General features: G+C 46.5%; 20 protein-coding genes. 5 read left to right on the forward strand and 15 right to left on the reverse strand.

Going from position 1 to position 25,169, the window contains the following annotated elements:
- Positions 1-186: 186 nt before the first annotated feature.
- The 6 genes from MHN31_RS19040 to MHN31_RS19065 all read right to left on the reverse strand — a co-directional run bounded on the left by MHN31_RS19040 (position 187) and on the right by MHN31_RS19065 (position 10,504).
- Complete coding sequence (locus tag MHN31_RS19040) at positions 187-576, reverse strand: hypothetical protein (RefSeq protein WP_239445070.1); 390 nt, start codon at positions 574-576, stop codon at positions 187-189.
- A gap of 479 nt (positions 577-1,055) precedes the next feature.
- On the reverse strand, positions 1,056-4,145 hold the full coding sequence (locus MHN31_RS19045) for an efflux RND transporter permease subunit (protein ID WP_239445071.1): 3,090 nt from the start codon (positions 4,143-4,145) through the stop codon (positions 1,056-1,058).
- Positions 4,142-5,263 carry an efflux RND transporter periplasmic adaptor subunit gene (locus MHN31_RS19050; protein WP_049864447.1) on the reverse strand — a complete coding sequence of 374 codons (1,122 nt, stop codon included), beginning with the start codon at positions 5,261-5,263 and terminating at the stop codon, positions 4,142-4,144. The genes MHN31_RS19045 and MHN31_RS19050 overlap by 4 nt, the downstream gene beginning before the upstream one ends.
- A 144-nt stretch (positions 5,264-5,407) precedes the next feature.
- On the reverse strand, positions 5,408-6,355 hold the full coding sequence (locus MHN31_RS19055) for a pseudouridine-5'-phosphate glycosidase (protein WP_010386798.1): 948 nt from the start codon (positions 6,353-6,355) through the stop codon (positions 5,408-5,410).
- Between the two features lie 28 nt (positions 6,356-6,383).
- Positions 6,384-6,608: an indigoidine synthase IndC gene (locus MHN31_RS19060; RefSeq protein WP_010386797.1), complete on the reverse strand. Its 225-nt coding sequence runs from the start codon at positions 6,606-6,608 to the stop codon at positions 6,384-6,386.
- Positions 6,609-6,628: 20 nt separating this feature from the next.
- On the reverse strand, positions 6,629-10,504 hold the full coding sequence (locus MHN31_RS19065) for an amino acid adenylation domain-containing protein (RefSeq protein WP_194868424.1): 3,876 nt from the start codon (positions 10,502-10,504) through the stop codon (positions 6,629-6,631).
- A 251-nt stretch (positions 10,505-10,755) separates the two neighbouring features.
- On the opposite strand from MHN31_RS19065, the gene MHN31_RS19070 reads away from it, so the two are divergent.
- Entirely contained in the window at positions 10,756-11,250 is a 495-nt protein-coding gene (locus MHN31_RS19070) for a MarR family transcriptional regulator (RefSeq protein ID WP_125562084.1), read from the forward strand.
- 185 nt (positions 11,251-11,435) lie between these two features.
- On the opposite strand, the gene MHN31_RS19075 is transcribed toward MHN31_RS19070, so the two are convergent.
- Entirely contained in the window at positions 11,436-12,248 is an 813-nt protein-coding gene (locus tag MHN31_RS19075; RefSeq protein WP_171045103.1) for an arylamine N-acetyltransferase, read from the reverse strand.
- Between the two features lie 728 nt (positions 12,249-12,976).
- Positions 12,977-14,554, reverse strand: a complete 1,578-nt coding sequence (locus tag MHN31_RS19080; protein WP_194868425.1) for a S8 family serine peptidase — start codon at positions 14,552-14,554, stop codon at positions 12,977-12,979.
- Between the two features lie 705 nt (positions 14,555-15,259).
- Between MHN31_RS19080 and MHN31_RS19085 the strand changes: the two genes are divergently transcribed.
- Entirely contained in the window at positions 15,260-15,715 is a 456-nt protein-coding gene (locus MHN31_RS19085; RefSeq protein ID WP_138538926.1) for a hypothetical protein, read from the forward strand.
- Between the two features lie 124 nt (positions 15,716-15,839).
- The gene (locus MHN31_RS19090) at positions 15,840-16,094 is read left to right on the forward strand and encodes a hypothetical protein (RefSeq protein WP_125562092.1); all 255 of its coding nucleotides are present in this window, start codon (positions 15,840-15,842) and stop codon (positions 16,092-16,094) included.
- Between the two features lie 35 nt (positions 16,095-16,129).
- On the opposite strand, the gene MHN31_RS19095 is transcribed toward MHN31_RS19090, so the two are convergent.
- From MHN31_RS19095 to MHN31_RS19105, 3 genes are read right to left on the reverse strand one after another with little or no spacing between them, the layout of a single operon-like run.
- Entirely contained in the window at positions 16,130-17,419 is a 1,290-nt protein-coding gene (locus MHN31_RS19095) for a HAMP domain-containing sensor histidine kinase (RefSeq protein WP_239445072.1), read from the reverse strand.
- Complete coding sequence (locus MHN31_RS19100; RefSeq protein WP_138538928.1) at positions 17,406-18,080, reverse strand: response regulator transcription factor; 675 nt, start codon at positions 18,078-18,080, stop codon at positions 17,406-17,408. Before MHN31_RS19100 ends, MHN31_RS19095 begins: the two co-directional genes overlap by 14 nt.
- A gap of 22 nt (positions 18,081-18,102) precedes the next feature.
- Positions 18,103-18,939, reverse strand: a complete 837-nt coding sequence (locus tag MHN31_RS19105; RefSeq protein ID WP_125562098.1) for a MipA/OmpV family protein — start codon at positions 18,937-18,939, stop codon at positions 18,103-18,105.
- 138 nt (positions 18,940-19,077) lie between these two features.
- Here MHN31_RS19105 and MHN31_RS19110 point away from each other — a divergent pair, with 138 nt between their 5' ends.
- Together MHN31_RS19110 and MHN31_RS19115 are read left to right on the forward strand one after the other, a co-directional pair.
- Positions 19,078-20,040 carry an aspartyl/asparaginyl beta-hydroxylase domain-containing protein gene (locus MHN31_RS19110; protein ID WP_239445073.1) on the forward strand — a complete coding sequence of 321 codons (963 nt, stop codon included), beginning with the start codon at positions 19,078-19,080 and terminating at the stop codon, positions 20,038-20,040.
- 241 nt (positions 20,041-20,281) lie between these two features.
- The gene (locus tag MHN31_RS19115) at positions 20,282-21,277 is read left to right on the forward strand and encodes an ABC transporter substrate-binding protein (RefSeq protein ID WP_125562102.1); all 996 of its coding nucleotides are present in this window, start codon (positions 20,282-20,284) and stop codon (positions 21,275-21,277) included.
- 69 nt (positions 21,278-21,346) lie between these two features.
- On the opposite strand, the gene MHN31_RS19120 is transcribed toward MHN31_RS19115, so the two are convergent.
- The 4 genes from MHN31_RS19120 to MHN31_RS19135 all read right to left on the reverse strand — a co-directional run bounded on the left by MHN31_RS19120 (position 21,347) and on the right by MHN31_RS19135 (position 25,169).
- Entirely contained in the window at positions 21,347-22,741 is a 1,395-nt protein-coding gene (locus MHN31_RS19120) for a S41 family peptidase (RefSeq protein WP_239445074.1), read from the reverse strand.
- A 78-nt stretch (positions 22,742-22,819) separates the two neighbouring features.
- Positions 22,820-23,692 carry an AraC family transcriptional regulator gene (locus MHN31_RS24420; protein WP_343224708.1) on the reverse strand — a complete coding sequence of 291 codons (873 nt, stop codon included), beginning with the start codon at positions 23,690-23,692 and terminating at the stop codon, positions 22,820-22,822.
- Between the two features lie 197 nt (positions 23,693-23,889).
- Positions 23,890-24,141: a hypothetical protein gene (locus MHN31_RS19130; protein WP_010386779.1), complete on the reverse strand. Its 252-nt coding sequence runs from the start codon at positions 24,139-24,141 to the stop codon at positions 23,890-23,892.
- Positions 24,142-24,335: 194 nt separating this feature from the next.
- On the reverse strand, positions 24,336-25,169 hold the full coding sequence (locus MHN31_RS19135; protein WP_049864740.1) for a protein-glutamate O-methyltransferase CheR: 834 nt from the start codon (positions 25,167-25,169) through the stop codon (positions 24,336-24,338).

Below are 25,169 nucleotides of genomic sequence, written 5' to 3' on the forward strand. Positions count from 1 at the left end.
TTATGTTATGACGGGGAAGCAACTACTCTGGGCTATACGCGAATACGTGCGCTTGATACATCAGCTTGGGAGGCCTCAATTATGAGGGGATCCCCCAGCACCTTACTAATGGGCGCATAAATGCTTGGCTAAAATTGGCGACGAAGGAGCACAAGCCAAGCATTTTGCGTCCTTTTGAGTAACTTGTCATAAGCCGTAATTACAGCCAAGCAACCGTGAGCGAATATATTTGTCATTCTTGCGCACTGTCAAATCACTATATATTTTGCACCACTCTTCGTGGTTTCCGTAGTCTGCAATTTTATAGACTATTAAATCTAAATTTTTATTTGTGATTTTAGGGTGATTAAGAGTGTCAATAAATTTAGTAGAATTTTTCAAGCCCCAATTTACGATTGCCCCATAGGTAGCAGCCCCCGGAGCCTCACCTTTATACTCATTCAAATAATCAATAATTTGATCACTAGAAGGGTTTTTATCTAAAAATGCAATAGTAGCTCTATTTGCTTCACAGATTGAATCGCACTCACAGCCAACTAATAGTAATGCAACTAGTGTCACCGAAAGTCGATTCATATGCCAAACTCTCCTAGGCTTATAACAGTGTATTAGTGAGAATGCCGGTTTAAGCCTGTTTCCAAGGCCTTTACAGCCCACTGCTAAAACAGTTTATTCTTAATAAGAACAGTAACCTACCACCTAAAACCCTTATCTTCAAGTCTATAGCTGTCTGTAGGAAACGAGGCCAGGTATTAGCGAGACTTAAAAGTTCGGAGAAAGCGAGAATTGTGGTTCGTGAAAGTTGCGGGGGCTTTGTATAGACACCAACTTTAGCTCTATCTCATCTTCTCATCAATTTGCTTCAACGTGATGCTTTAGTAGATACCGGCTCGCATGCATCCGGGATGACTGAGTTGTTTGTCAGCTTTGGTTGCACCCTGAACAAATTTCTGTGTTATCCGCTAACGCAAAAAAGCGCCAGGTGAAGCTGGCGCTTTGCTGCGACTTAGGGCCTTAGAAGCCCGAATTCTGCGGCATGTTACTGGGTGTACTGATTAGCTCATGGCAAGTGCGGGAGTTGCTTTCGCAGTTGCGCGGGCTTTGACCTTACGTGCCTCGCGACGTGTCGCAAGTTTTACGTAGAAGGCCGGTAATACAAACAAGGTAAATAAAGTGCCTACCATCATGCCTGCAACCAGAATAATACCTATGCTGTTACGTGCCTCAGCACCTGCTCCGGTTACCAGCATCAATGGGAAATGACCCAACACCGTTGCTGCAGTAGTCATCAGGATAGGACGTAACCGGGTTGCTGCTGATTCAACCACAGCATCCAGTTTACTGCGCCCTTCCTCTTGTAAATGATTCGCGAACTCCACAATCAAGATACCGTTTTTCGCAATCAAGCCTATCAAAGTAATTAAACCAATCTGAGAGTAAATATTCATCGTTGTCAGTTCAAAGTAAGACAGTGCCAGTGCGCCCATCATTGCCAGCGGTACGCTGCCCAGCAAGACCACCAGCGGATCTCTGAAGCTGTTGAACTGAATGCTCAGTAGCAGATAAACAATCACCAAAGACACCGCCATGACACCCAGCAGGCTGTTGCCTTGCTGTCTGATCTGTCTTGATTCACCTGCGTAATCAATCATGTAAGAAGGAGGCAGAACTTCTTTAGCCGCTTCTTCCAGCGCCGTTAGTGCCGCTTCTTTGGTTGAGCTTGGCAGCACACCACCGAAGATACGAAACGCATTTTGTTGACCAAAGCTGCTCAGCTGACGCGGTACTGTGGTCCAGTTGATTTCAGCAATGGCAGACAAAGGAACCATAGTGCCGTTGTGCGCCTTAATTTGCAGGCTCAGTAATTTCGACGGATCCGTTTTAATCTGGCTGTCTACCACAGGGATGACCTGGTACGCCTTACCCCTGGCGTCAAAGCGGTTCACATAGTTGTTCGAAAGCAGGATACCCAGCTGACGACTGACATGGGCCAGGTCCATACCCAAATCTGCGATTTGTTCACGCTTCAGGGTTACTTCAATTTGTGGCAAGTCAATTTTCAGGTCTGTGTCTGCATACAGAAAGTGACCACTGCCAAACGCTCTGCCTATCAACTGGTCCGCATACTGTTTCATTTCTTCATAACTGGCTGACGATTTAACCACCATTTCCACATCAAACTGACCCGCAGTAGGCAAAGGTGATGGCAAAATTGGCAGCGGATTAATACCCGGTAATTGTGCCAGACGACCATACACCTGAGGGATGAGTGACATCGTTGTGAAGTCACGCTCCGATGCGCTGATGAACTCTACCCCACCAAATGCACTGTTAGTGAAGATGTTTTGCCACATCTGCGTTGTGCCCGGCATTTCCAGTAAAGTATCAACCACACCATGCATGTTGTCTTCATTGTAAGTCAGTGATGACTCAGGCGGAGACTGTACCAGTACATAAATCTGGCTTTGATCTTCAACCGGGGCCAACTCTTTTTTCGAGCCGGTGAAAAACGGCACGACCAGCAGGCTTAATACCATGGCGCCTAACAGAATTTGATTGCGCCAGTTCAAAGAAGCACTCAGTACGGTTTTATACTTTTTACGTAACCAGTCAAATCCACCATTTACTTTGCGTGTCAGTTTAGTTTCTTTACCACCCGGAGGCGTTACATAAGCACTCATGATAGGCGACAAGGTCACAGCAACAAATCCGGAAATCACGACGGCAATGGCCAGTGTAAAGGCAAACTCTTTAAATAAGATCCCGGTCAGCCCTGAAAGGAAGCCGATTGGCAGGTATACCATCGCCAGTGTCAGCGTCATCGAAACAATGGGCACAAACAGTTGTCTGGAGCTTTCCAGTGCAGCCTGTAACTTAGGCTTACCTTCACGAATGTAACGCGAAACGTTTTCGACTACGACGATGGCATCATCCACCACCAGGCCAACTGAGAGCACGATGGCCAGTACCGTCAGCAGGTTCATTGAGAAACCGACCACATACATGGCTGCAACCGCGCCCAGAATTGAAATAGGAATGGTCACCAGGGGCACGGCGGCACTTCTGAATGAGCCCATCATGAACAAGACCACAGCCCCCACCAACACAACCGTTTCAACCAGCGTCTTAAAGATTTCGTTCAGTGCATCACGCATATATAAGGTGCCGTCGTAGGCATAGTTAATGCGGATGCCATCAGGCAGGGTTTCATTGATTTCGTCGGTCATCGCATATAAGGCGTCACCAATGGCAATTTCGTTCGCACCTGGCAGCGGCCAGACCGAGATATACACGGTATCTTGCTGGCTTAAACGTGCACTGATAGTTGGCTGTTCAGAACCCAGTCTGACAGTGGCGACATCGCGCAGATAAATGGTTTCGTTGTTCGACTGTCTGATAACCATACGCTTGAATTCATTTAAATCTTTCAGCTGGGTGTTGGCCACCAGGTCAATGCGTTGCTTACTGGTCTCGGTAAAGCCCAGGGTGGCAATCGTGTTGTTTGCAGCCAGTGCGCTGTACACTTCGTCAGCGCTCAGGCCAAATGCATCCAGTTTCGCTGAGTCCAGGTCAACTCGCAGCGCCGGGGTACGGCTACCTTCTATCGCGACCCGTTGCACACCCTCAATGCCATTAAGCACTGGTGTAACCTGACGTGATAAGTAATCCGTTAGCTGAATAAGCGACACGCCTTCATTTTCAATATTCAGATAGAACAAAGCATGAGGTCTGTCAGCGCGTTGTACAGTCACAACCGGATCTTCGGATTCTGACGGCAACATGTAGCTGACCTGACCCAGCCGGGCAGTCAGCTCAGCCAGTGCCTTGGAACTGTCTTCATTCAGGTTAAGGTACGCAGTCACAGTGCTGACCCCAGCCGTTGTGGTCGATTCCACATAGTCAATACCGGGGACCGTGGCTGTTACACGCTCTATGGGTTCGGTCACAAACCCTTTTACTGTATCTGCCGATGCGCCGATATAAGTGGTCGAGACCACCAAGGACGAGCTTTCAATTTTAGGAAATTGCAGGACGGTGATCTTCAACACAGACCATAGCCCACCGATGCAAATCATGGCAGATAACACCACGGCCAGCACCGGCATAGTTACAAATCTATCCATAAAGTGGGCTTTATTTTTCATAGCGAAACTCCTTCTTTCTGAGTGTCTTCCATTGCAACAGACTGTTCGGGTTGCTGAGGCTCTGAGACAAACGTTTTCAGGCCGCTGCGTAGCTTGAATGCCCCCGCGCTAGCGATCAGGCGGTCTTCTTCAAGGCCATCCGTGATCATGACCATGTCGCCCAGACGCTCACCCAGCTCGACCTGCTGACGTGTTGCTCTGAGTGTGCCCTGCTCGTCTTTCTCCAGCAGATAAACATAGTCACCCAGTTGGTCCTTAACGATGGCCAGGTAAGGCACGGCAATGACTTCCTGGTTAGTGCCTATCGGCAAGCTGATCTTAACCAGCTGATTCGTGTTCAGCTGCTCGGTACGCTCTATGCGCGCACGGTATTTCAGTTGTCTGGATGCTGCTGTCATACCAGGCTCTACCGACTCAACGTAAGCCACTTGTGGGGCTGCGTTGTCACCAACCAGAGACACGCGAATCGGAGTATTGATTGCCAGTGCCTGATACGTTTGTGGTACCGAGAAATCAACCCACATGTGCTCCTGCAATCCAACCATGTTGGTCAGTACAGTGTTAGGTGCCAGGTATTGGCCGACTTGCAGGTCGTGTATCCCAACATATGCGGTAAACGGTGCCTTAATGACTTTCTTATCAATACGCGCTGTAAGTAAGTCAACCTGTGCGCGGAACTCAGCCAGCTGCGTGATGGCTTCTTCCAGTTGCTGGTCGCTGAATTTTTTGCGCTCGTGCAGGTTGCGATAACGGACCAGCGTACTTTCCTGCTGCGTGACGCGCGCCCTGGCCGCGGCCAGTTGTGCCAGCTCTTCTGCATGATCAATCTCTAGCAAGGGCTCACCCGCTTTGACTAAGTCGCCCGACTTAAAGTGCAACTGAGTGATTTTACCCGATACCTCATTCACCAAATTGATGGTTTGTGGTGCTTTAATCACGCCACTGATATCTATGTATGACTGATACGGTACTGTCTCTACACGCATTGCTTCTACCGTCGCGGCTTGCTCTGAAAACTCGGTATTACGTGCTTCGATCATGCGCCCTTTAAGGGCAATACTTCCTACTACCAAAGTGGCAACAACACTTGCTGTTGAAATCCAGGGTTTAATATTCATGACTTTCTCCTTTTCCTTTACCTTGGGGAACAGCCCGAAGGCTGCTCCTGAATAAAACTTTGCAAAAAGATACATCAAGCAAAGAATCTTTATATAAAGATATATGACCAAAAAAATTTGTCAATGTCTTTTGTGCGTATTTCCTTATGCTGCGCTATCGTGCTCGCGCTGCTTTTGATTTGCATGTGCTACAGCCAGATAGCCAGCCACACGTGCCGTGTTAATCAAAACCGCGGAATTGGCTTGTGCTGAACGACCATTGGTAACTTTATCAATGGCTTTCATGATGTATTTAGTGACCGCATTACCACTCACACCTTCGGCCTCAGCGGCACGCACAGCATCATTAATCGCTTCATTGACTTCTTCACTGTCAATCGCATCTTCCTCACGGGTAGGCGTTGTGATAACTACACTGCGTCCTTCATCTAGGCGCCACTGCGTTTCAATGATTTCGGCCAGCAAATCGGCATCGTCGATACGTTGTGGTGCTTTAAAGCCACTTGAGCGACAGTAAAAAGCGGGGAAATCATCAAACTGATAAGAGATCACGGGTACGTTATGGGTTTCCAGGAACTCCAGCGTCAGGCCCAAATCCAGGATATTCTTCGCACCAGCACACACGACAGCAACGCGCGACTGGGTGAACTGAATTAAATCCGATGAAATATCCATGGTTTCCTGTGCACCACGGTGTACCCCGCCAATCCCTGCCGAAGAGAAGAAATCAATGCCCGCAATCTCTGCCGCGATTAGCGATGAGGCTACGGTGGTTGCACCCAGCTGTTTCTTGGCCAGTACCACAGGCAAATCACGAGTACTTACTTTAGGAATATTGGCCGTTGTTGCGAACAGCTCAATTTCTTCCTCGTTCATGCCTATCAGGAATTTACCGTCTGCAATACCAATGGTAGCAGGCACAGCACCTGATTCACGCACCGCGGCTTCAACCTTCAATGCAGTGAGGCGATTATCCGGGTAATCCAGTCCATGGGTAATAACATTAGACTCAAGTGCGACAACAGGTTTGCCTTGTCTCAGTGCTGCTTGAACTTCTGGTTTAATAACTAATGGGATTGATAAGTTGTTCATAATTTTGTCCTTGTCATAATTCGTAAATTTAGTAATTCGGAAATTTAATCAGTTTATCTTTTTGCGCCGTAATTAACGGCTGGTATACGTTTTGCTGCCAGTCCTCAGGTACTTGAGGGCACAAGGCAACTGAAATCACTTCTTCACCGCAATTGAGCTCTTTACTCAAAATTGCCGTAATGGTTTGTGCAATGGCTTCTTTCGCTATATCAGAAACCGGGCACGCAAAATAATGAATATCTACATGTGGCATGGTTTTTCTCCTTAAATGCGTTAGGCGGTCAGCAAGCGGTTAAAGGCTTCTGCTTCACTCTGGTAATCAACAATACAGTCAAACAACTCTTCAACACCCGGGTGTTTAAGCAAGGCATAGTGGTCTGCCTCCAGGTGAATTGTGCGAGTTTCGTCTTCTGCATATCCCGGAATGTTCTCCAGGAATGAATAATCATCTCCTTGCGCTTTGAATATCACCTTAGGTGCCTTCACATTACGCTCCAGCAATTCGTTAAAGGTGTATTTAAACTCGTAGGTTTGCACCACGATATCGACAATGCGTTTCACCATGTCCTGATTGAGTGCTCTGTGGTTGGTGCACACAAAGTCGATAAAGCTGGCTTTGTCGGTCACGACTTCCAGGCACTTTTCAAGCACCGGACCGCTGATCTTCTGGAAGAACACTGAGTATAAGATGGTGACAAATGCCCCTGAACTGAAACACGGTACGCGTGCCCGGCTGGCAAACTGCGGCAGCTCCGGCGATCCAGGTGCAATCAGGTATAGATCCTTCACCTCATCCCCTGCCTGCTCCAGCTGGTGTGCTACTTCAAACGCCACTCTGGCACCAAATGAATATCCCCATAATGTGTAAGGACCTTCTGGTTGTGCTTCTTTTAGCAATTTAATGTCTGCACGCGCCATCTCACTGATAGTCTGGTACGGCACTTCCTGCTCATTGATACCATGAGCCTGAACACCAATAAATTCAGCCTGATCAGCCACTTTCTCTGCCAGAGGCTTCAGGCTCATGGGGTAACCACCCAGACCCGGCCAGCAGAATACTTTGCTGTCTTTTGATGAATTATTTAATGAGATCAGTCGATTGTCTGTGTCGTGATCACTTTCCTGAATATGCTGGGCCAAATCCTCAATACTGGGGGCCTGGAACAACGTCTGCATAGGCAGGTTCAGGCTGAGTTCCTTGTTAATGCGGTTAAGTAAGGTCACCGCTGTCAGTGAGTTACCGCCGCTTTCGAAGAAGTTGTCTTTAACAGACGCTTTATCCCATTTCAGTGTTTGCTTCCAGATTTCTGCAATGTGCTCTTCAAGCGGGTTACGTGGCTCGATATAAGGCACGTCATTACCTAGCTGAGACAGCTTCTCGTTGTCACGTAAAGCGATATAATCCACTTTGCCGTTGGCAGTTTGCGGGAAGGCATCAAACGCCACGATTTGATTCGGAACCATGTAAGTCGGTAAGCGGCTTTGCAGGTCATCCTTCAGGATTTCTACCGGACCACGCATGTGGATGGCGTCTTCTTTCATCCCTTCGCTGCGCATCTGTTCATCAGAAACTTTGCCGCCGATACAGAAATAGAACGGCTTCATCTCTTTACCTTGCTCAGCCAGGATAGCGCCAAAGCGATCCGCTGATGGCAGGTTATTCCCACTTTTCGAGCTGTAACCGGATGACATCAGACCAATATTCAGCTTGTTCATTTGCAGCTGTTGTAAGCGTCTGCCCAGGTCGACATAGTGTCGCCATGCTTCAGTCGTGTGACTGAGCATAGATACACCAAAGCTGGAACGCTCATAGACCTGCTGATTAATCGCGATGACGCTTTTCTTCTCTATGAGTTTTTCAGACAGTGGCACAAATTCACCACCTTGCAGCGAATACTGACCATTCTCCAGACCCTCAACACCTTGGATCTGCACTATTGACTCGACTTCTTGCAGCGGCACGCCTTGCGCCGCCGGGGTAATTTCATAACTGCCCAGGTATTGATCATCGTGCTCAACCGCGAGGCACTCTTGCAGTGACTCAGTGAATTCCCCTTTGCCAACAGCCAGCCCGAATAAAGGCAATACCTGATCAAACAGCCCCAGCATGTGTCCAGTTTCCATTTCCAACACTTCCAGAATGTTGTTTTTATAAACCGGCTCGATTGCCTGCTGCTTACCCAGGAAATGAACTTTCAGCTGAGCTTCACTGCGCTCAGCAACCGGGCGTACTAAATGCAGTGTGTGTTGCTCTGGCTGGTAGTAGTAAATACCGGCATCCAGGTCGAAAAGCTGATGAATTTCAACAAATAACTGAGTTGCGTATAGCGCACCTGGCGAAGCATAGCCATATTTAGGTAACAAACGCTCCTCACTTTTGAATTGACCAAAATAGCGCATGATCTGACCGAACTGACCATAGCTTAACTGGGCTACATCGATACTCTTTCCCGCACGCTCTGGTGTTGCGAGTAACTCAACGATGTCCTGCTGTGTCAGCTCTCCCCCTTCAAAGAAACGATAGGTTTTGCGTGCAAACACCGTTTCTGACTGACCTTGTGTTGGTTGTTTATTTGGTAATTCAAAAGATGGCTCATTTTTGAGTACCGCCTCTGAGCGAAAACCCGCATTAGAGAGCTGCGCTTTTACCTGAAGTTTGTTTTTCTTCGACTGGTGGTGCTCACCATGATTGCCCTGATCCATCACCGCCGCTTCACGTTTGTTCAGCTCAATACAGGCAATCAGATTCTGAAATCCAGTTCGCTCATCATTTTTGATCACCATAGCCGCGTTTTTAACCCAATCGTGCTTTTCTATCGCCAGGCGGATCTCATCCAGCTCAACCCGATAACCACGTAGTTTGACCTGATTGTCAACGCGACCCAGGAAGTGCGCATTGCCCTGATCATCGAGCTTAACGACATCCCCACTTCGATAAAGTACGCTGTGCTGCGGCTCATCAGAGTGCGGATTAGAGATAAAACGCTCCTTGGTGATATCAGCTCTGTCAAAGTAACCACGCGCGATCTGCGCACCACTGATGTACAGCTCGCCTGATTCACCGGCTGCAACCGGTTGTAGCTCATCATCCAGCACATAATAGTGCGTATTTGCAACGGCCTGACCAATTGAAATGGCCTCGAAGTCCTGCTCCAGTGTGCTTTGGGTTACTGTATAGCTGGATGAGTTAATGGTGCACTCAGTGGGGCCATAAAGGTTGGTTAACTTAAGGCCCGGAAGCTCTTCAAAAAACTGTGCGGCAAGCTGTTTTGTCAGTGTTTCACCACCACTAAAGACGTGTTGTAGCGAGCTACAAAGTTGGATCCCCGGGGTGTCCAGCAGAGCCTGCAACAAGGTGGGTACACACTGTAAAACGGTGACTTCGTTTTCAATCATGGCATCAATCAATGCCATAGGATCGCGATACATGCCAGGCTCACTCGCCACCACACAGGCGCCCATGGCACACGCCAGGATTTCCCATTGTGCCGCATCGAAGCTAAATGGCGTTTTTTGAATGATGCGTGTGCTATTATTAAACCCAAACTGCTGACGCAGCCAGCGCATCTGATTAACGATATTACCGTGCTCAATCATGACGCCTTTTGGTGTCCCAGTACTGCCCGAGGTATAAATCATGTATGCCAGATTTTCCGGGGCAACCTCTGCGCAGTATGTCTGCTCATTACTCAGCTCTTCCAGGCAAATGACCGTAACAGAAGGTCCAACAAGCGAGATGATTTTTTCTTTCAGGTGTGATTGCGTCAGTATCAACTGGGTTTTTGAGTCAGTGATCATGTGTAATACCCGTTTGTCCGGGTATTCAGGTGACAGCGGTAAATAACCACATCCGGCATATAAGCTGCCCCACACGCCGACTACCAAGTCGTCGGAAGGCTCAACAAATAGGCCTATATAGTCGTCTGGTTTAGCGTCAAGTTGCTGTAATGTCGCAGCAATCTGCTGTGCTCGCAGATCCAGCTGCGCAAAAGTCATGCTCTCATGATGACCAACAACTGCGGTCGCATCAGGTTGTGTTGCAACCTGATGGCGCATTAATTCAATTAGATTTATTGCTTTTATTTCCGCTTCAGCAAGCGCAACACCACTGGCTGATTGATGCGTGTTTGGTGAGTTTAGTAAGTTCATTTTTAAATCCCTTAATTAAATTTCGTTCATCTAAGTTTCTAAGTCTTCACAAATCCACTTGATGCCACTTCCCATCTTTAGCTTTTAAAGCCTAGTAGCTAAATTCTATGCAACAAGTTCCATACTAAGATAAATAAATATATCTTAATGTCAACATACTTTTTGTGAAGATATTTGATGTGATAACTCTTGCCACCAAGTTTGTTTTGCAGTATCTTTAACGCATCAAAGAAAACAGAGAAGTAGTTTTTATGCAGAAACATGATTTAGTCGACACCGTAATTGCTCAATGGGAGAAAGAAAGGCCCGATATCGATCCCTCACCTATGGCCATAATGGGCCGCCTGGTCAGAACGGATGCTATATTCAGCAAAGAGCTGCATGGTGTATTCAGCCGGTTTGGCCTAAATGGGGGAGAATTCGATGTACTGGCGACATTACGTCGTTCAGGTGAACCATACACATTAACGCCTAACCAGTTATTGCAGACATTAATGCTGACCTCTGGTTCCATGACCAACCGCATTGATAAGCTTGAAGCAAAGGATTTAGTTAAACGTAATCCGGACCCCAATGATCGCCGCGGAGTCATGGTCAGTTTGACAGAACAAGGGCTGGCGCTGATCAACGAAGTGGTCACCGAGCACGTGGCCAAAGGCCATTACTTGTTATCACCACTGGAAGAGGAAGAAAAACAGCAGCTGGCAAATCTGTTAAAGAAACTACTTGTCAATTTGCATCACTAATCAGGTTGCCCATGATGGCGCTACCAGGAAATAAATAAAAAAGAGGTAACGTTTAACGTTACCTCTTTTTTTTGGCTGTGGTAATGGCTTAGTGGACGCATTACCTGTGCCTAATCTCTCAAAAAAAGTCTGCCATCGCAGCGTAGTTAAAACTAAACACTACGCTGCGATGACCATTCAATAGGTTATGCGCTTTGCATTCTCATGCTTTTCTGTGCACGGGCAAATAAACGCTCCGCTTCAGAGGTACAAACATTAAGCAGAAACTTTTGCCGTATTAGAGACAATAGCTGCTGTGCTGACGTGACTTCGATGACTGTACTGAATTGACTTACTTCGTGCAGCTCCCTGTAGAGCAAGTTGCGCAAGGTAAAGCGTTGCCCGCCCGTCACTCGGGAAAGTACCAGGTTATTCACAAAATTAGACTCAGGGTGCTGGTGGCTGTAAAAGTGCACCACATCAAAGTCCTTCTCCGTAACGGGAACCAGCGAGACACTGTAAAGGCTAACCTGCTCAGGTTGTAACAGCTCAATACGCACGTCTGACGCTGTGCGGGTTATTTTATAATGGTAGTTTCCGACCTCGATGGTGCCGGACTGAGAAATACACAATGGCTCTTTCGGTGATTTTGAGCCAAAACCTACATCAAATAAGTAACTGTCATCCCCGATCTTCACCAAAGTAACCCGGTGAGTTCTGGCATTGTCTTCATTGCCGTTTAACAGTACCTTGGCCAGCAATGGCTGAACCTCATAACCCAAGTGTTCCAGTGCCAGGTAAGCCAGCTTATTTTGCTCAAAACAGTAGCCTCCTTTTTTCCTGAGTACCAGACGATCCAGCAAGGCTTCCTCCTGAAGCGATATTATCTCTGCGCCCAGTGCACTAATGCTTGAAAAGCTATACATTTCAAGATGCTTTTCCTGGATTTCCCTGAGCTGTGCCAAACAGGCATGCTGCTGAGTCAACTGAAGCGATTTAATATAATCTTGAATCATCATGATCATTTTCCTTTTCTTTGAGATTAACTTAAGGCTAGAACCTCAACTTAAGTTAAGGTCAAGAAAACAAACTAAATTTTTTGCCAGCAGTCGCGAAAAAGTGACTCTGCCTGGATTTTACCTGAGTTATCTCACCCTACACATGGTTATCCTGGACAACGTCAACTCCCCAGGTGGCCTGTCACTTCCTGCTAACACAGAATTTTGAACGCTTTCACGGTAACTGTCTGCTCATTGCGACGTTTTTTTTGATGAACCAGCCAATCACTTGATATAAATCACACTCCACTCACACCTCAGTCACTGTAAAAGTACTGATTATTGCACCTAATGCCGATTGTGCCGAAACGGATCATTATAACCAAAATAAGGATAGTGCTTGTTCATGACTAAATTAAAGACACGACCTCTTATCTGCCCTTCTTTTTATTTCACACCCACTACATTATGTGGGCACGTTAAAGGCATACATTTAGGTGTTACATTTGCCACCAGCAACTCATGTTAGACATGCCACCTCTGACTCACAATCACTGGAACACCCCAGCCTTTGGTAAAAAGTACATGACGAATAAAGCCAAACCTTAGCAAACTTGCCTCGATATAGTGGCACTACCATAGGCAACGTCAACTTATCGGGATTTCTTTAGATTCGATAATCTGAGCTTGTAAAAAGGCGCTCAATGAGCGCCTTGGATTTTTATGGGTAAACCTGGCCTAACAGGCGTTTATTTATAAGAATAATTCAACGTCACACCGCTGTAATTGTTGTAGCCATAAAGGCTTATGTGCCATACACCCGAGCTTGGGTTAGTAAATAAGCATTGCTCTTCATTGCCATTCTTCCAGGGACGACAGGTGTAATTGTTTGCATCTGGCTGAGCGTTGTACCTTACATACAGATCAGCATCTCCAGTACCACCGGTGATGGTCAGCGCCATCTCTTTAACCCCCTGTGGAATATCCCAGGTGTAGTGCGTCCAGCCATTCTGGTTGCCCTGTAAATTTGGCAATGAACCATTCACAGGCGTTACACCACCCGGATCGCCGCCTCCCTGACAGCCATTGGCTGCAATGTAATCTGATGCAGCTTTGGCTTGAACGATACCATGGCCATAATAATTGTCACGACCCGCCGCACCTTTGTCTTTGGCAGTTGCGTTCAGGGCGGCCCGGATCTGCTGGTTATTACACTGACCGTTGTGGCTCCACACCAATGCTGCGACACCAGCAACATGAGGTGAGGCCATGGATGTACCGCTCAGACTCCGATAAGTATTAGTCGGGTAGGTTGAGTTAACGCTGGAACCGGGACCCGCAAGCTCAACCTGATCGTTGTACTGAGAAAACGATGAACGACTTTCGCTTGAAGTAACAGATGCCACAGAAATAACTGAGTTGTAGGAAGCCGGATAAGACTTAGAGCTGTTACCATCGTTACCAGCAGCAGCCACTAATATCATGCCCCCATCAACGAAATTCTGCATCGCAGTATTTTCACTGTTGGAGTAATTACCACCACCCAGACTCATATTCACAACCTGAGCTCCGCCATCTTTACATTGCTGAATTGCATTCACCAGGTTCGAGGCATAAGTCCATTGCCCGTTGTCATCGAAAATTTTGACAATGTGCAGATCCACACCGGGATACACACCGACCACGCCCTGATTGTTATCCTCTGCCGCGATGGTTCCCGCAACGTGTGTACCATGGCCATTGCCATCATTGTTCCAACGACCCACCGCATTGTTGTTCGCAACCCCGGTTACATTACCATAAGGTAAATCGGGGTGGCCAAGGTTGTAGCCTGTATCAATCACGCAGACTTTTCTTGCAGAGGTATTGGACTGAGGCAATAAGTGACCCTGCACCATAGTAATCCCATACGGTGTACTCTGTGCAAAAGGTACGATTTGATTCGCAGACTTAGCTAAGGGTAACACATAACGCTTGGGGTCTATTTCGATTGAGTCAACGGACGAAAAGCCTCGCAGTGTCTCCAGGCTGTACTCATCCAGCTCTGCCACCATCGCTTGCTGACCATTGAGTGCAAACAATGGCTCCGCACCTGCAGTAAACAGATAGTTGAGTGCAATATAATTATTAAAGCTGTTTTTGCCCCCCGACAATGTCTCTTTAAAGCGCACTATGTAACGATTGCTGGCACTCTTTTTAGATTTGCTTTGTAGTTTTGCTTCTTCGGTATGCCCCTGAAAAACAGGCTCTTGTGCGAACGCAGGCAAGCTCAATGCAGTAAACATTAGGGTGGATAGGGTTGATAGTTTAAAACGTGTGATACTCATGTCTTCTCCTTGTTGTACCTTGTTGTATTGTTACTCTTTTTCTAACTGACAATGCACTTAAACAACCGCCCATAGCCACCGGGCAAACAAGTGGTTTAACTACTTGTACCTATACAACAAGGTCACTTACTGCGATAAACATGTCAGTACTGTGTTGTGAAACTGTTAACAAAGGTAGCAAATGGAACGATCCAATTGCAACATACATTCAAAAAAACTGTTATAATATTTCATCCAGCAGACTGTTAAAAATGACATAAAGATTGATATTTAATGTAAAGTTATTGAAATTTATGTATCTGCACTTGAGGGAAACTGAAGGAACATAACAATACTGATCGCACGAAAATTAAAAATGTAACGCTCATGATGAATATTATTCAGCGAGAAAAATGACAGTAATAACGCAACTCCCCCCAGAAACCGACACGACACTTAGCACTCTTGGCGCTGTGCTGCATTTGGAGTGGATACAACTATCATCGGCATAAAACTCAGCCACCCATGGCCACCTTAACCACGAACTCACTGGCTCCAAAACCCACACCGCGTTTACCGATACCTTACCCATGGCTTTTTGTTTATCACAGTACACTCAAATTGTACCTAGTGATAAACTGGGAACTTCACATAAATAGCATAAGCAGGGTCTGTATTTTTCCCTCACTTTGCAATCAATCATTTTGGTTTATAGGCAGTCACCATATGAAAGTACTAAAGGTTTTGGGTATTGGGATTAGTAGCATTTTTGTCTTCTTTATTGGGATAGCGATTATTACGGGTTTAAACAAAGCAGATCCGGACGAGACCTTTATTCCCTTCTTAGAACAGCAAATGCCACAAGTCACGAACTGGGATCTTGATTTTATTCAGAGCCTTATGATTGAACAAGCCGTATCATCCGCAACACCAGAACAATGGCAAATGTACATAGAGAAAATCTCAACACTGGGTAAGCTTGAGCATATTGAAGGTATACAACTTGAAAACATGAATACAAGAACTTCCTTTACAGGCAATACGACAACGACCGCGGTTTATCTGCTCTCATTACAGTTCAGCACGGGTCCCGCACATGCCAGACTTATTCTACTGCACACTGAAGAGGGCGGCGTCAAAATTCAACATCTTAAGTTTTTAGCAGACAGGCTAATGCAGTGATGGCTGCCAGCAAGTTCTGCTTCTAATCTATGAACGAGCTCGGCTTATATCTTGCCAGCCTGACATCACCTGCTCTTAGCTTTCATCTATGCAGACAGGTTCAAAACTGGTGTAGCAGCCCGCGATGACCTGGCATAATGAAGGACTGATTGTCGATACAGGCGTTGACTCAATGAAATATCCATTTTTCTTCTTAATCCTTGCACTGATATCAAACAACGCCTGGGCCTGGCGAGTCGGTCAGTGCAGTGGCGAGTGTGGCGACTTTCTTCGCGCAATCTCAGGCGGCAACACGGGCATACTGGCACTGGAAATTGCGCTGTTTGTATTTGTTGTCCTTTACCTTTTTATTAAAATCTTGGAGAAATGGGATAAATAAACAGGCACAAGCTTATACCCTGTTTCACCTTAGACTCACCCGGAAAAATCGATTGTGACACAGATCTGACTCCCCTCTATGCGTTGCGTGTATTGCCAGTTTTGTTGGCGACAAACACGTTCAACAATGATTTTTCCGAGCCCATACCCTTGCTCTGTGCCAGAAAAAAACTCGCGGACATGCGCCGATTGCCCGGGTTGTAATGTATTGCTCACGCTAAAAGTACTGTCTGTCACACGCAGCTCTATGTCCGCATCTGTCGAGTGCTGAATGGCATTTCTGACCAGGTTGCTAATCACAATCAGTCCATTCACGCGTGTGATGCTTGGGCTATTTTGCGACGATGCGATCAAAGACAGCGTTTTGCCATTTTTATCCGCCTGACACTGAAACGCTAACAAGACTTCCTCAACCACTGAGGCCAACTCAGCCTGCGCCGTTTGTCCTGTTTTATCCTCTCTTGCCAATTCAAGTAGTACGGTGATCATGTCTTCCATACTATTAACTGCACGCTCCAGTCGTGCCAGCGGTTTTGCCAGCGCCGGCTCCCTTTCACTGTGCAGTTTTAACAGCTCATTGGCGCCTTTGATCACCGTCACTGGGGTGCGTAATTCATGACTGGCAAAACTGGTAAACTCGCGCTCTCGCTGAACGAACGCTTCAATACGCTGCGCATAGTCAGCCAGTGTTTTATTCAGTAGGCCGATTTCATCATCTTCATATTTGTATTCATTGATAAATCGCGCATCTGACGACCCGTCACTTTTTTTAACCTGCTCAATCAAAGTAAACATCGGCGCAAGCGAGCGTTTCAACACAAGATGAAAAATCACAAAAAACAGCAAAATAAACAACGTAAAACTGGAAAAAATAATCTGCATCATCATGCGCTCGAGGTTTTCGGAAATTTCCACCTCATTGACATCATAAATGAAGTAATACAAAGAATTATCCGGCATTCTGGCAACGGCATAATGAAAGTCTTGTTCGTCGGGATGTTCCAGCTCAAACACGCCAGGTGTGGTGCTGTCGATGTACTCAGCAAGCAATGGCGGAATATCAGCAAACCGGGCATAGGCCACTATCCCTTCAGGGAATAAAAACGTGTGTCTCTGAGCATAGTTTTGACTAAACTGAGTCACAGCCCGGCTCAGTTGCTTTTCAAAAATATAATCCTCTGTGCCTTTGGTTGCGGCAAATACCACCAGCAAACTCAATATGCAAAACACACTAAAGCTGGCGATAAACGTGGCCTTAACACGCTGACTCAGGCTCAAAGTACGGGCAAAGCGAGCTAACTTTGACTGACAATCAGATAAAAACAAGCTGGTACCCCTGACCATGTTTTGACTGGATCTTTAAGTGTTCCGCACACCCCGCCAACGACTTTCTCAGATTATAAACATGACTTCTCAATACATCATTCTCTGGCAGCAGGTCGCCCCAGAGTTGAAACTCCAGCTCTGCTTTATCCACTAGGTTTGGGTGACTTTTACATAGTAAAGTCAAAATTTTAAAGGTGGTTGGGTTTAACTTCAGGGCCTGGCCATTGAAACATGCCGTTTTGTTCTTCTGATCTAACGCCAGACCATTCACGGCCAAAACAGAGTGGTAATCATTTTGTGCCTTACGGGTGTGGGCAAGCAACCTGGCATATAATTCAGCAATGGCGAAGGGCTTAAGAATATAATCATCCGCCCCGGAATCAAATCCGTTCAGCTTATCATCCAGCCGATCTTTTGCTGTCAGCATTAAAATGGGCACCTGAGGCTGCTGCCCCTGGCGTATCTGAGCCGTGGCTTTTAACCCGTCCAGTTTGGGCATCATGATGTCCATCACAATCGCGTCAAACGTTTGCGATTGTGCCAGACTCACAGCCATTGCCCCGTCATAAGCAAAGTCAACCTGATGGCCTTTGGCCGTTAAGTAATCTCCGATATTCTCTGCAATATCCAGATGATCTTCTGCTATTAATATTCGCAACACCGCGTTACACCTCAGTTCTCAATTAAAAGCGATAGATCAGACCAAGGCTGGCCTCGACTTCATTGTCACTGCCCGCTCTCACTAATGGACTGTCTGCCACTTTTGAGGCATACACCTCATAATCCACTGCAAACGATAATAACCAGCTTTTGTTAAACGCGTATACCCCGTTTGCACTTATCCCGTAAGACTTTAATCCACCACCGAGCTGATAAGATGAGTAAATACTCTCCCTGGCTTGTGCAGCCGTAATACCAAACTCAGTTTGCATGTGGTCACCGTTTGCAAAACTGATATCAGCCCCCAGCTCGAGTTTTAAATCTGACTCATTCACTATTCGATAGTGGACTGTCACAAACCCCACACTGCCCTTTTTGGGATCTCCCCCTGTATAAGTTTGCGCAAACACGCCCAATGTCAGTGACCCATGAATTTGCCATGCAGCCCCAGCGCCCCACTCCATCATTTCATCTATGTCACCCAGTCCATCTAAACTCGTGTCACTGGCCTCGTTTTGCTCCCTTCCCTCTTCAAAGTTGAGCCAACCACGCAACACAAGATCAGGCTGAAGTTGATAGAATACCGCGTTGCTCATCAGGTTGGATTGAAACGCCCAACGTTGGGATCGATAAGCAACTTCAATATAGGGGTCAGCCTCTGTCACCGTCTCGCCCGAGCCGTGATATTCAGGTTCGGATTCAATGCCAAGCCCAAGGGCATATCGCCAACCCGCTGGTGGCTCAAATACAGCGACAGGTCCGGCGATGTCGATTGGCATAGACATCATTTCGGGCTCTGAGTTTGCCAACACAGGTAAAGCGTACAAAGCAGATAATAATAAAATAGCGTGGTGTTTCATTGGTCAGTCATCCTCTGATACGGTTACTGGGCACTGTGACAGAGAGAATGTCAATGAAATGTCGAACCAGGCATTGACACTTCATCGACAATTAAATGGGTACGCTGAGACTTCCTTTAACTGTTCGGGCTAAAACCTATGATGCCTATTTTATTTCTGCTGTTTCTGAGTGTCTGTGCCATGATTTACGTCTACCGTTTCCGGGGCTGTGCGCGATTTACCACTGTGCATGAATATCTGCGTAAAGGCTGGCCTATTTTTGCGCCGTTAAATGTTTTTCTCTATGTGACATCTCACCGACGTGCGCGGGCACCTTTTACCAGTGTGGATGATTACCCGGAACTGAAGCTGCTACAGGATAACTGGCAAATCATTGCTGCCGAGGCGTCACAGTTAATGGCCAGCGGCCAGTTTATTCAAACGACTGCGCAGGAGAACGCCAGCTATTATGATGTCGGGTTTCGTACTTTTTATAAATATGGCTGGAGTAAGTTCTATTGCACCTGGTACGGAGAAACACTCCACTCAGCTAAAGCGTTGTGCCCCAATACCGTTGCACTCTTAAAATCGATCCCCAGTGTAAACGGCGCCATGTTTACCCTGTTGCCCCCAAATGCCCAGCTTACCCGTCACCTTGACCCGGTTGCCTGCTCTTTACGCTATCACCTGGGGCTGGACACGCCGAACGATCCCGATTGTTTTATTTCTGTCGACGGAAAAAGGGCGTTCTGGCGCAATGGTCACGCATTTATGTTTGATGAAACCTACCTGCATTACGTGAAAAACGACACCAGGCAGTACCGACTGATACTGATGTGTGATATCGATCGGCCAGTGAATATACTGGGCCGCCCGGTCAACTGGCTCTATAAAAAGTTTGTACGCTTGTTACTCGTGCCAAATTTACCGGGCGATCAATCCGGACCATTTAACCGACTATTTGCTCGCCTAATGCCCACGCTGAGCCGGGCAAAAAAACTAAAAAGAACCAATCCCAGGCTCTATTACCCGCTGAAGTGGCTAGTCAACTTCAGCCTGCTCGGTACCCTGTTACTGATACTTGCCTTGATATTTAGGTTGATCGTTGCGGTGGTTAATTAGATGCCTTTACCAGATGCGGATACCTGATTTATGCAGGTGTTCGCAAGTGCCTCTGGAATATAGCTTGCTTTAGGGGTCCGAATAATGACATTCATGTCATGGGTCACTACTGAGTGCAATGCAAGTGATAAACAGCCTGGCACCTTAATGTGAGGAGGCAGCTCCCAAAGGGGGCGTGACTTTGGTCATTAAGTTAATCACTTCTATACTTATTTGATGTTAGAAAAGTTGTATATCAATAATGCACACTGAAAAACCCGCTGAGGAGCCTGCACTGGTTGATCTGAGTAGGGCATTTATCCATTGGGTGCTTGGTTTCCTCATTTGTGTACTACCCGGCCCTATATCAGCAATGAGCAAATCAGCCGAGATTGTTATTCCACTGAACAATTGGGCGAGCCAACGAGTACTGTCACATGCCGTAGGTGACATGGTCAAACGCTATGGATTTGCCGTTAGCTACCGCGATATGTCTGCGCGCGACCAATGGGGAGCTTTGCAAAAAGGGTTAATTCACTTTCAGATTGAGATCTGGCAGCAATCCATGGCGGGGTCATTCAACAGAATGCTGGATAACCAGTATATTGTTGATTTAGGCATGCACGACGCGATGGTCCGCGAGGAATGGTGGTACCCCGACTATGTCGCAGCGCTTTGCCCCGGGCTGCCCGACTGGAAAGCACTCAATGCCTGTGCTTCCTTGTTTTCAGCCAAACCTGAAGAGGCTAAAGGCACCTTCTATACAATTGACTGGGATTATCAGGACGCGGACTTAATACGCGCATTAGGACTTAACTTCACAATAGAACGCCTCAGTAATGAAGCAGAACTTTGGCAGAAACTGGAACAAGCCAGTGAGCGCAATCAGCCAATTGTACTCATAAACTGGACTCCTAACTGGACGGACTTTTACCGACCCGGACAATTTGTCGAGTTTCCTGCGTATGAAAAAGCCTGTGAGACCGAAGCTGGCTGGGGTATCAATCGCAACCTGATCAATGACTGCGGTAATCCGCAACAAGGCTGGTTAAGAAAAGCAGGCTGGCCAGGTCTGGAGCAGACTTACCCTTGTATTTATAACCTGCTAAAGAAAGTCAACTTTTCACAAAACATGATTGCTGATGCGTCGGCTCTGTCTATTATCGAGGGGCATACGGAATTGCAGGCTGCCCAACTATGGCAAACCAAATACGCCCCTGAAATAGCACACTGGCTGGATCCTGCTTGTTTAAACTAGCAATCTGCGCGGCAATGACCGCGCAATAAATTGCTTAATGACGAAGTTATTTGCCGAAGGAGGTGACAGCTAAAGTCCGACTGTAGATTGTTCCAGCTCAGCTAAAGTATCTTGCAACATGTCTTTGTCTTCCTTATCAGACGCCAACTTTAATCCCCGCTTGATAACACTTGTTGCCTGCTGCATCTCATTCAGCTCAGCGAGCGCTCTGGCCCAGTAGGCAAAAAAGTACATATTTTGATTATTCAGTTGCACAGCTACATCAAATAGAAACACAGCGTACTTAGGCTCTTTATCCCAATATTCGTAAGCCATTTCGGCAATCACCCGATCTGGTTCAGGTAATTGCTTTACCAATTCTGAAACCTTAGTGGCATAAATAGACTTGATGTCTGACAGGGGTTTATCGCTCAGTCTTACTTTTTGTAGTAAAGCAAACAACCTGTCTATCTCAACTTCTCGCCTGGCCTTTTCAGTTAGCCAGTTGGTCTCAACTACTTTGTTTGCCATTTCAACCGCTTTATCCAGTGCTTCATTAGCACCAATCGCCACATCAGGTTTTACGCCTGAGGTTTCCCAATTTGTTTGAGTGACCGGATTGATGGCTGTGCCTGTAGCAATGAACATACGCAGCTCATCATTTATTGTGAACATCCCCCCTGGGTTGGCAGCGCCTCCTGTTGTTTCACCGACGAGCGTCGCCCGCTTTCTGGTCAGCATGTTATAACTAAACTCTTCTGCACCTGAGTAGGTCTTACTACTGGTCAACACATACAAAGGAACATCAGGCATTTTCTTGCCACCCACTTCATCCAACACGTAGAAATCGGTTGTCTCGTCGCCGTCTCGGAAATAAAGACTGTTCAGCAGCAGCTTTTCATCAAAAAAATAGCTGCATATATACTGGACAGTTCGCGGTGAGCCCCCACCATTTTTTCGCAAATCAATGATCACCGCATCGGTTTTTGCCATCAGCTTCATTGCCGCATCAATATAAGGTTTACTGTCGGCCAGTCGATAAAAAGCACGTAAATCTATATAGCCAATATTGTTCTCTAATACTCTCGCGGAGAGGACGCCGTAATTTAAAAACTTATGTCGTGTTGGTTTGAGTAAGTTGTCACGTATTGAAGACTCAATTCCGCTCACCTCTTCACCCACGGGGTTAGCTCGCACTCTTAAATGACGGTCTTTTGCCGTTGCTCTTAACCACTCGGTCAGGGCTTTGGAAAATGATGTATGGTCTTGTGCAGACGCGAAGTGGCCCGCTTGAAATGCCTTGTATAGTTTATCATTGGTTTGGGTTGCGACCTCTGGAAAAACATAATGCTCGGTCATCAACTGGGTGATTTTTTCTATCGCGGCTTGTTTTTCGTTTTGTGATATCGCACTTGCCTGTGATGGTATAACGACCAGCCCCAAAAATAATGCGAGTGCAGCTGTTGATAGGTGTTTTAGACTCATAGGTTAAACTCACTGTGCTGTTTGTTTTCCCTATTTTTAACTTTATTGACGAAAAAGAATTGTAAAAAAGTAAAGGGCTTAAAAAGGGTCATAGTCGCCAATAAAGCGACTGTAAACCACCTGAGATGACTGATGTTTGTCGTAGCCGCTTTGGGCCGTTAAATAAGCTTTCGGAGTCTGACCAATTACTGCCTTAAACTCTCGGTTTAAATGAGCTTGATCAAAATATCCGGATAGCAGCGCAGAACTCGTGAGGTCACCCGGATAGTGCGATGCATTAAGTAAAAAGCTGTTCATCCGCCACACTTTGCATAACTCTTTCGGTGACATACCAATTTTTGACACAAAGTGATTACGTAAAGTGACTTTGCTAATCTCAAACTGCTGGCAAATATCTGCAACTTGTATATTGCCACGCGCATCGAGAATGGTATTTGTTTTCGCTCTCAACAGCTCCGGAAGAACAAAATCATGGTTATAGAACAGCCTTTTGAGCCAGGGCATTAACTTGGTCAAGGCGCTCTGAAACTGACCTTCCAGTAACTGCGCTGGCCAGGTATTTAAGCTCAAAAGTAATGATTCGAGCTCCCGATTGGCAGCAAATATATATTGCATACTTTCAAGGGTGTTTTTAACCTCTGAGGCTGCCAACTGATGTGGCTGAAAGTACGCAAAAGGTTTTAGTCTCACGCCTAGCACCCATTGTGGCTGCACGCTCGAAATCTCATAAACTGATAGCTGTTGCCCGACAAGACTCACCCCTGCGGGGACTGTTTTTGGTTCATGAAAAGCGGATGAGTAGGTCAATGGCATACTATGAAACAAGAGTTCAAACACACCTTGAGGAAAAAATGAGACGGAACCAGACACACGACGAACCCAAAAAGGCTCCAAAAAAGGAGATAACCAACCGGGTGGCAAGCATTCTTTATAATCTGACTGGTCCATCATTTTACTGCATCAATACATTCTTGTTGTCTGCTATCTTAATAGACGAAAGCGCCTGCATACCAGCCTGTTTTTTTATAGATGGCACTTAAGGCGGCAGCATACCCTCAGACACGCGCCCATTTAGTTATCAATAGCAGGTCAATGTGAAGTGAATATTCTCAAAGAAACCACAAAATATTTTACGGGTTGTCTGGTCACTACTTAAACCACACTTTACCACCAATCATTTTAAATGCAGGGGTGCCACGGACCAATGTGTCCCGGGCAAACTCAGTGCCGCAACCTGGGCACTGCCCTCCTTGCTCGGTATAATCCGTCACAATCCGCTCTTTAAAACACTTAACCAGCGCGCCTTTTCCACCTTTTCGGTATTTATACAGCGGTGCTTTACATTTGGCACAGAAAATATCGACTGTTTTAGTAGGGCCTTTCTTGTTTGGCTTAGCCATAGTTCAGAGTTCATAGAGGCAATACATCATGTACTAAAGTATATCTGCTTTAATCTCAGCAAGACAGCTGGCAAGCGTGCCGATGATGTCAACTTTAGTAGTCTATTGGCTGTCGTAGGATCGTTTGGGTTTGGGCAGATTCAGAGGAAGGTGACAGAAATAAGCAGGCCGCTCTGAGCGACCTGCCGAAAGTGCTACGATTTTTTCTGATAGATGATGCCGGGATTGCAACGCAGCATATCAAAGTCGTTATTAAGACCGGCCATAGATTCAGATGCACCCAGGAACAAATACCCATTCGGGTTAAGTGCCTGAGCAAACTGGCTGATGATCTTCGCTTTTACATCTGGCGAAAAATAGATGAGTACATTACGACAAAAAATTACGTCAAACTTACCCAGTAAGGCATAGGAATCAAGCAAATTTAAATGCCTGAAGTTAACCATGCGGCGAATTGGCTCATTGACTTTGGCCATACCATTGCCACTGTCTGCAAAAAACTTTTTCTTGCGTTCCGGTGACAGGCCACGTGCCAGTGCCAATGCGTCATATTCTGCATTCTTACACATATCCAGCATGGTGTTTGAGATATCAGTACCAACAATCTGCACACCCATTTTGAGCGCGCCGGGATTGGAGGTCTGATATTCATTGGCAGACATGGCTATTGAATAAGGCTCCTGCCCGGACGAACTCGCCGCAGACCAAATTTTAACAGGACGACGCAGGTCCTTAAATTCAGGAAAGATCTTGGTCTTGAGCAGTTCAAAAGGGTATTGATCGCGGAACCACAAAGTTTCGTTGGTCGTCATCGCATCCACGACGGCGGCACGCAATTGCCGCTCATGCGGGCTGAGCGTTTTGCTTACCAAAGCTGACAGAGAGTCAACGCTAAAACGAGACATCAGAGGCGCCAGTCTGCTTTTCACTAAATACAGTTTATTGTCGCCCAGTACAATCCCACACTGTTGTTCTAAAAAAGTGCGAAACTGATCATACTCGCTTTGTTCTAAGTGTTTATTTTCCAA

The organism is Pseudoalteromonas sp. McH1-42 (genome assembly GCF_022347845.1).
Classification (GTDB): domain Bacteria; phylum Pseudomonadota; class Gammaproteobacteria; order Enterobacterales; family Alteromonadaceae; genus Pseudoalteromonas; species Pseudoalteromonas rubra_D.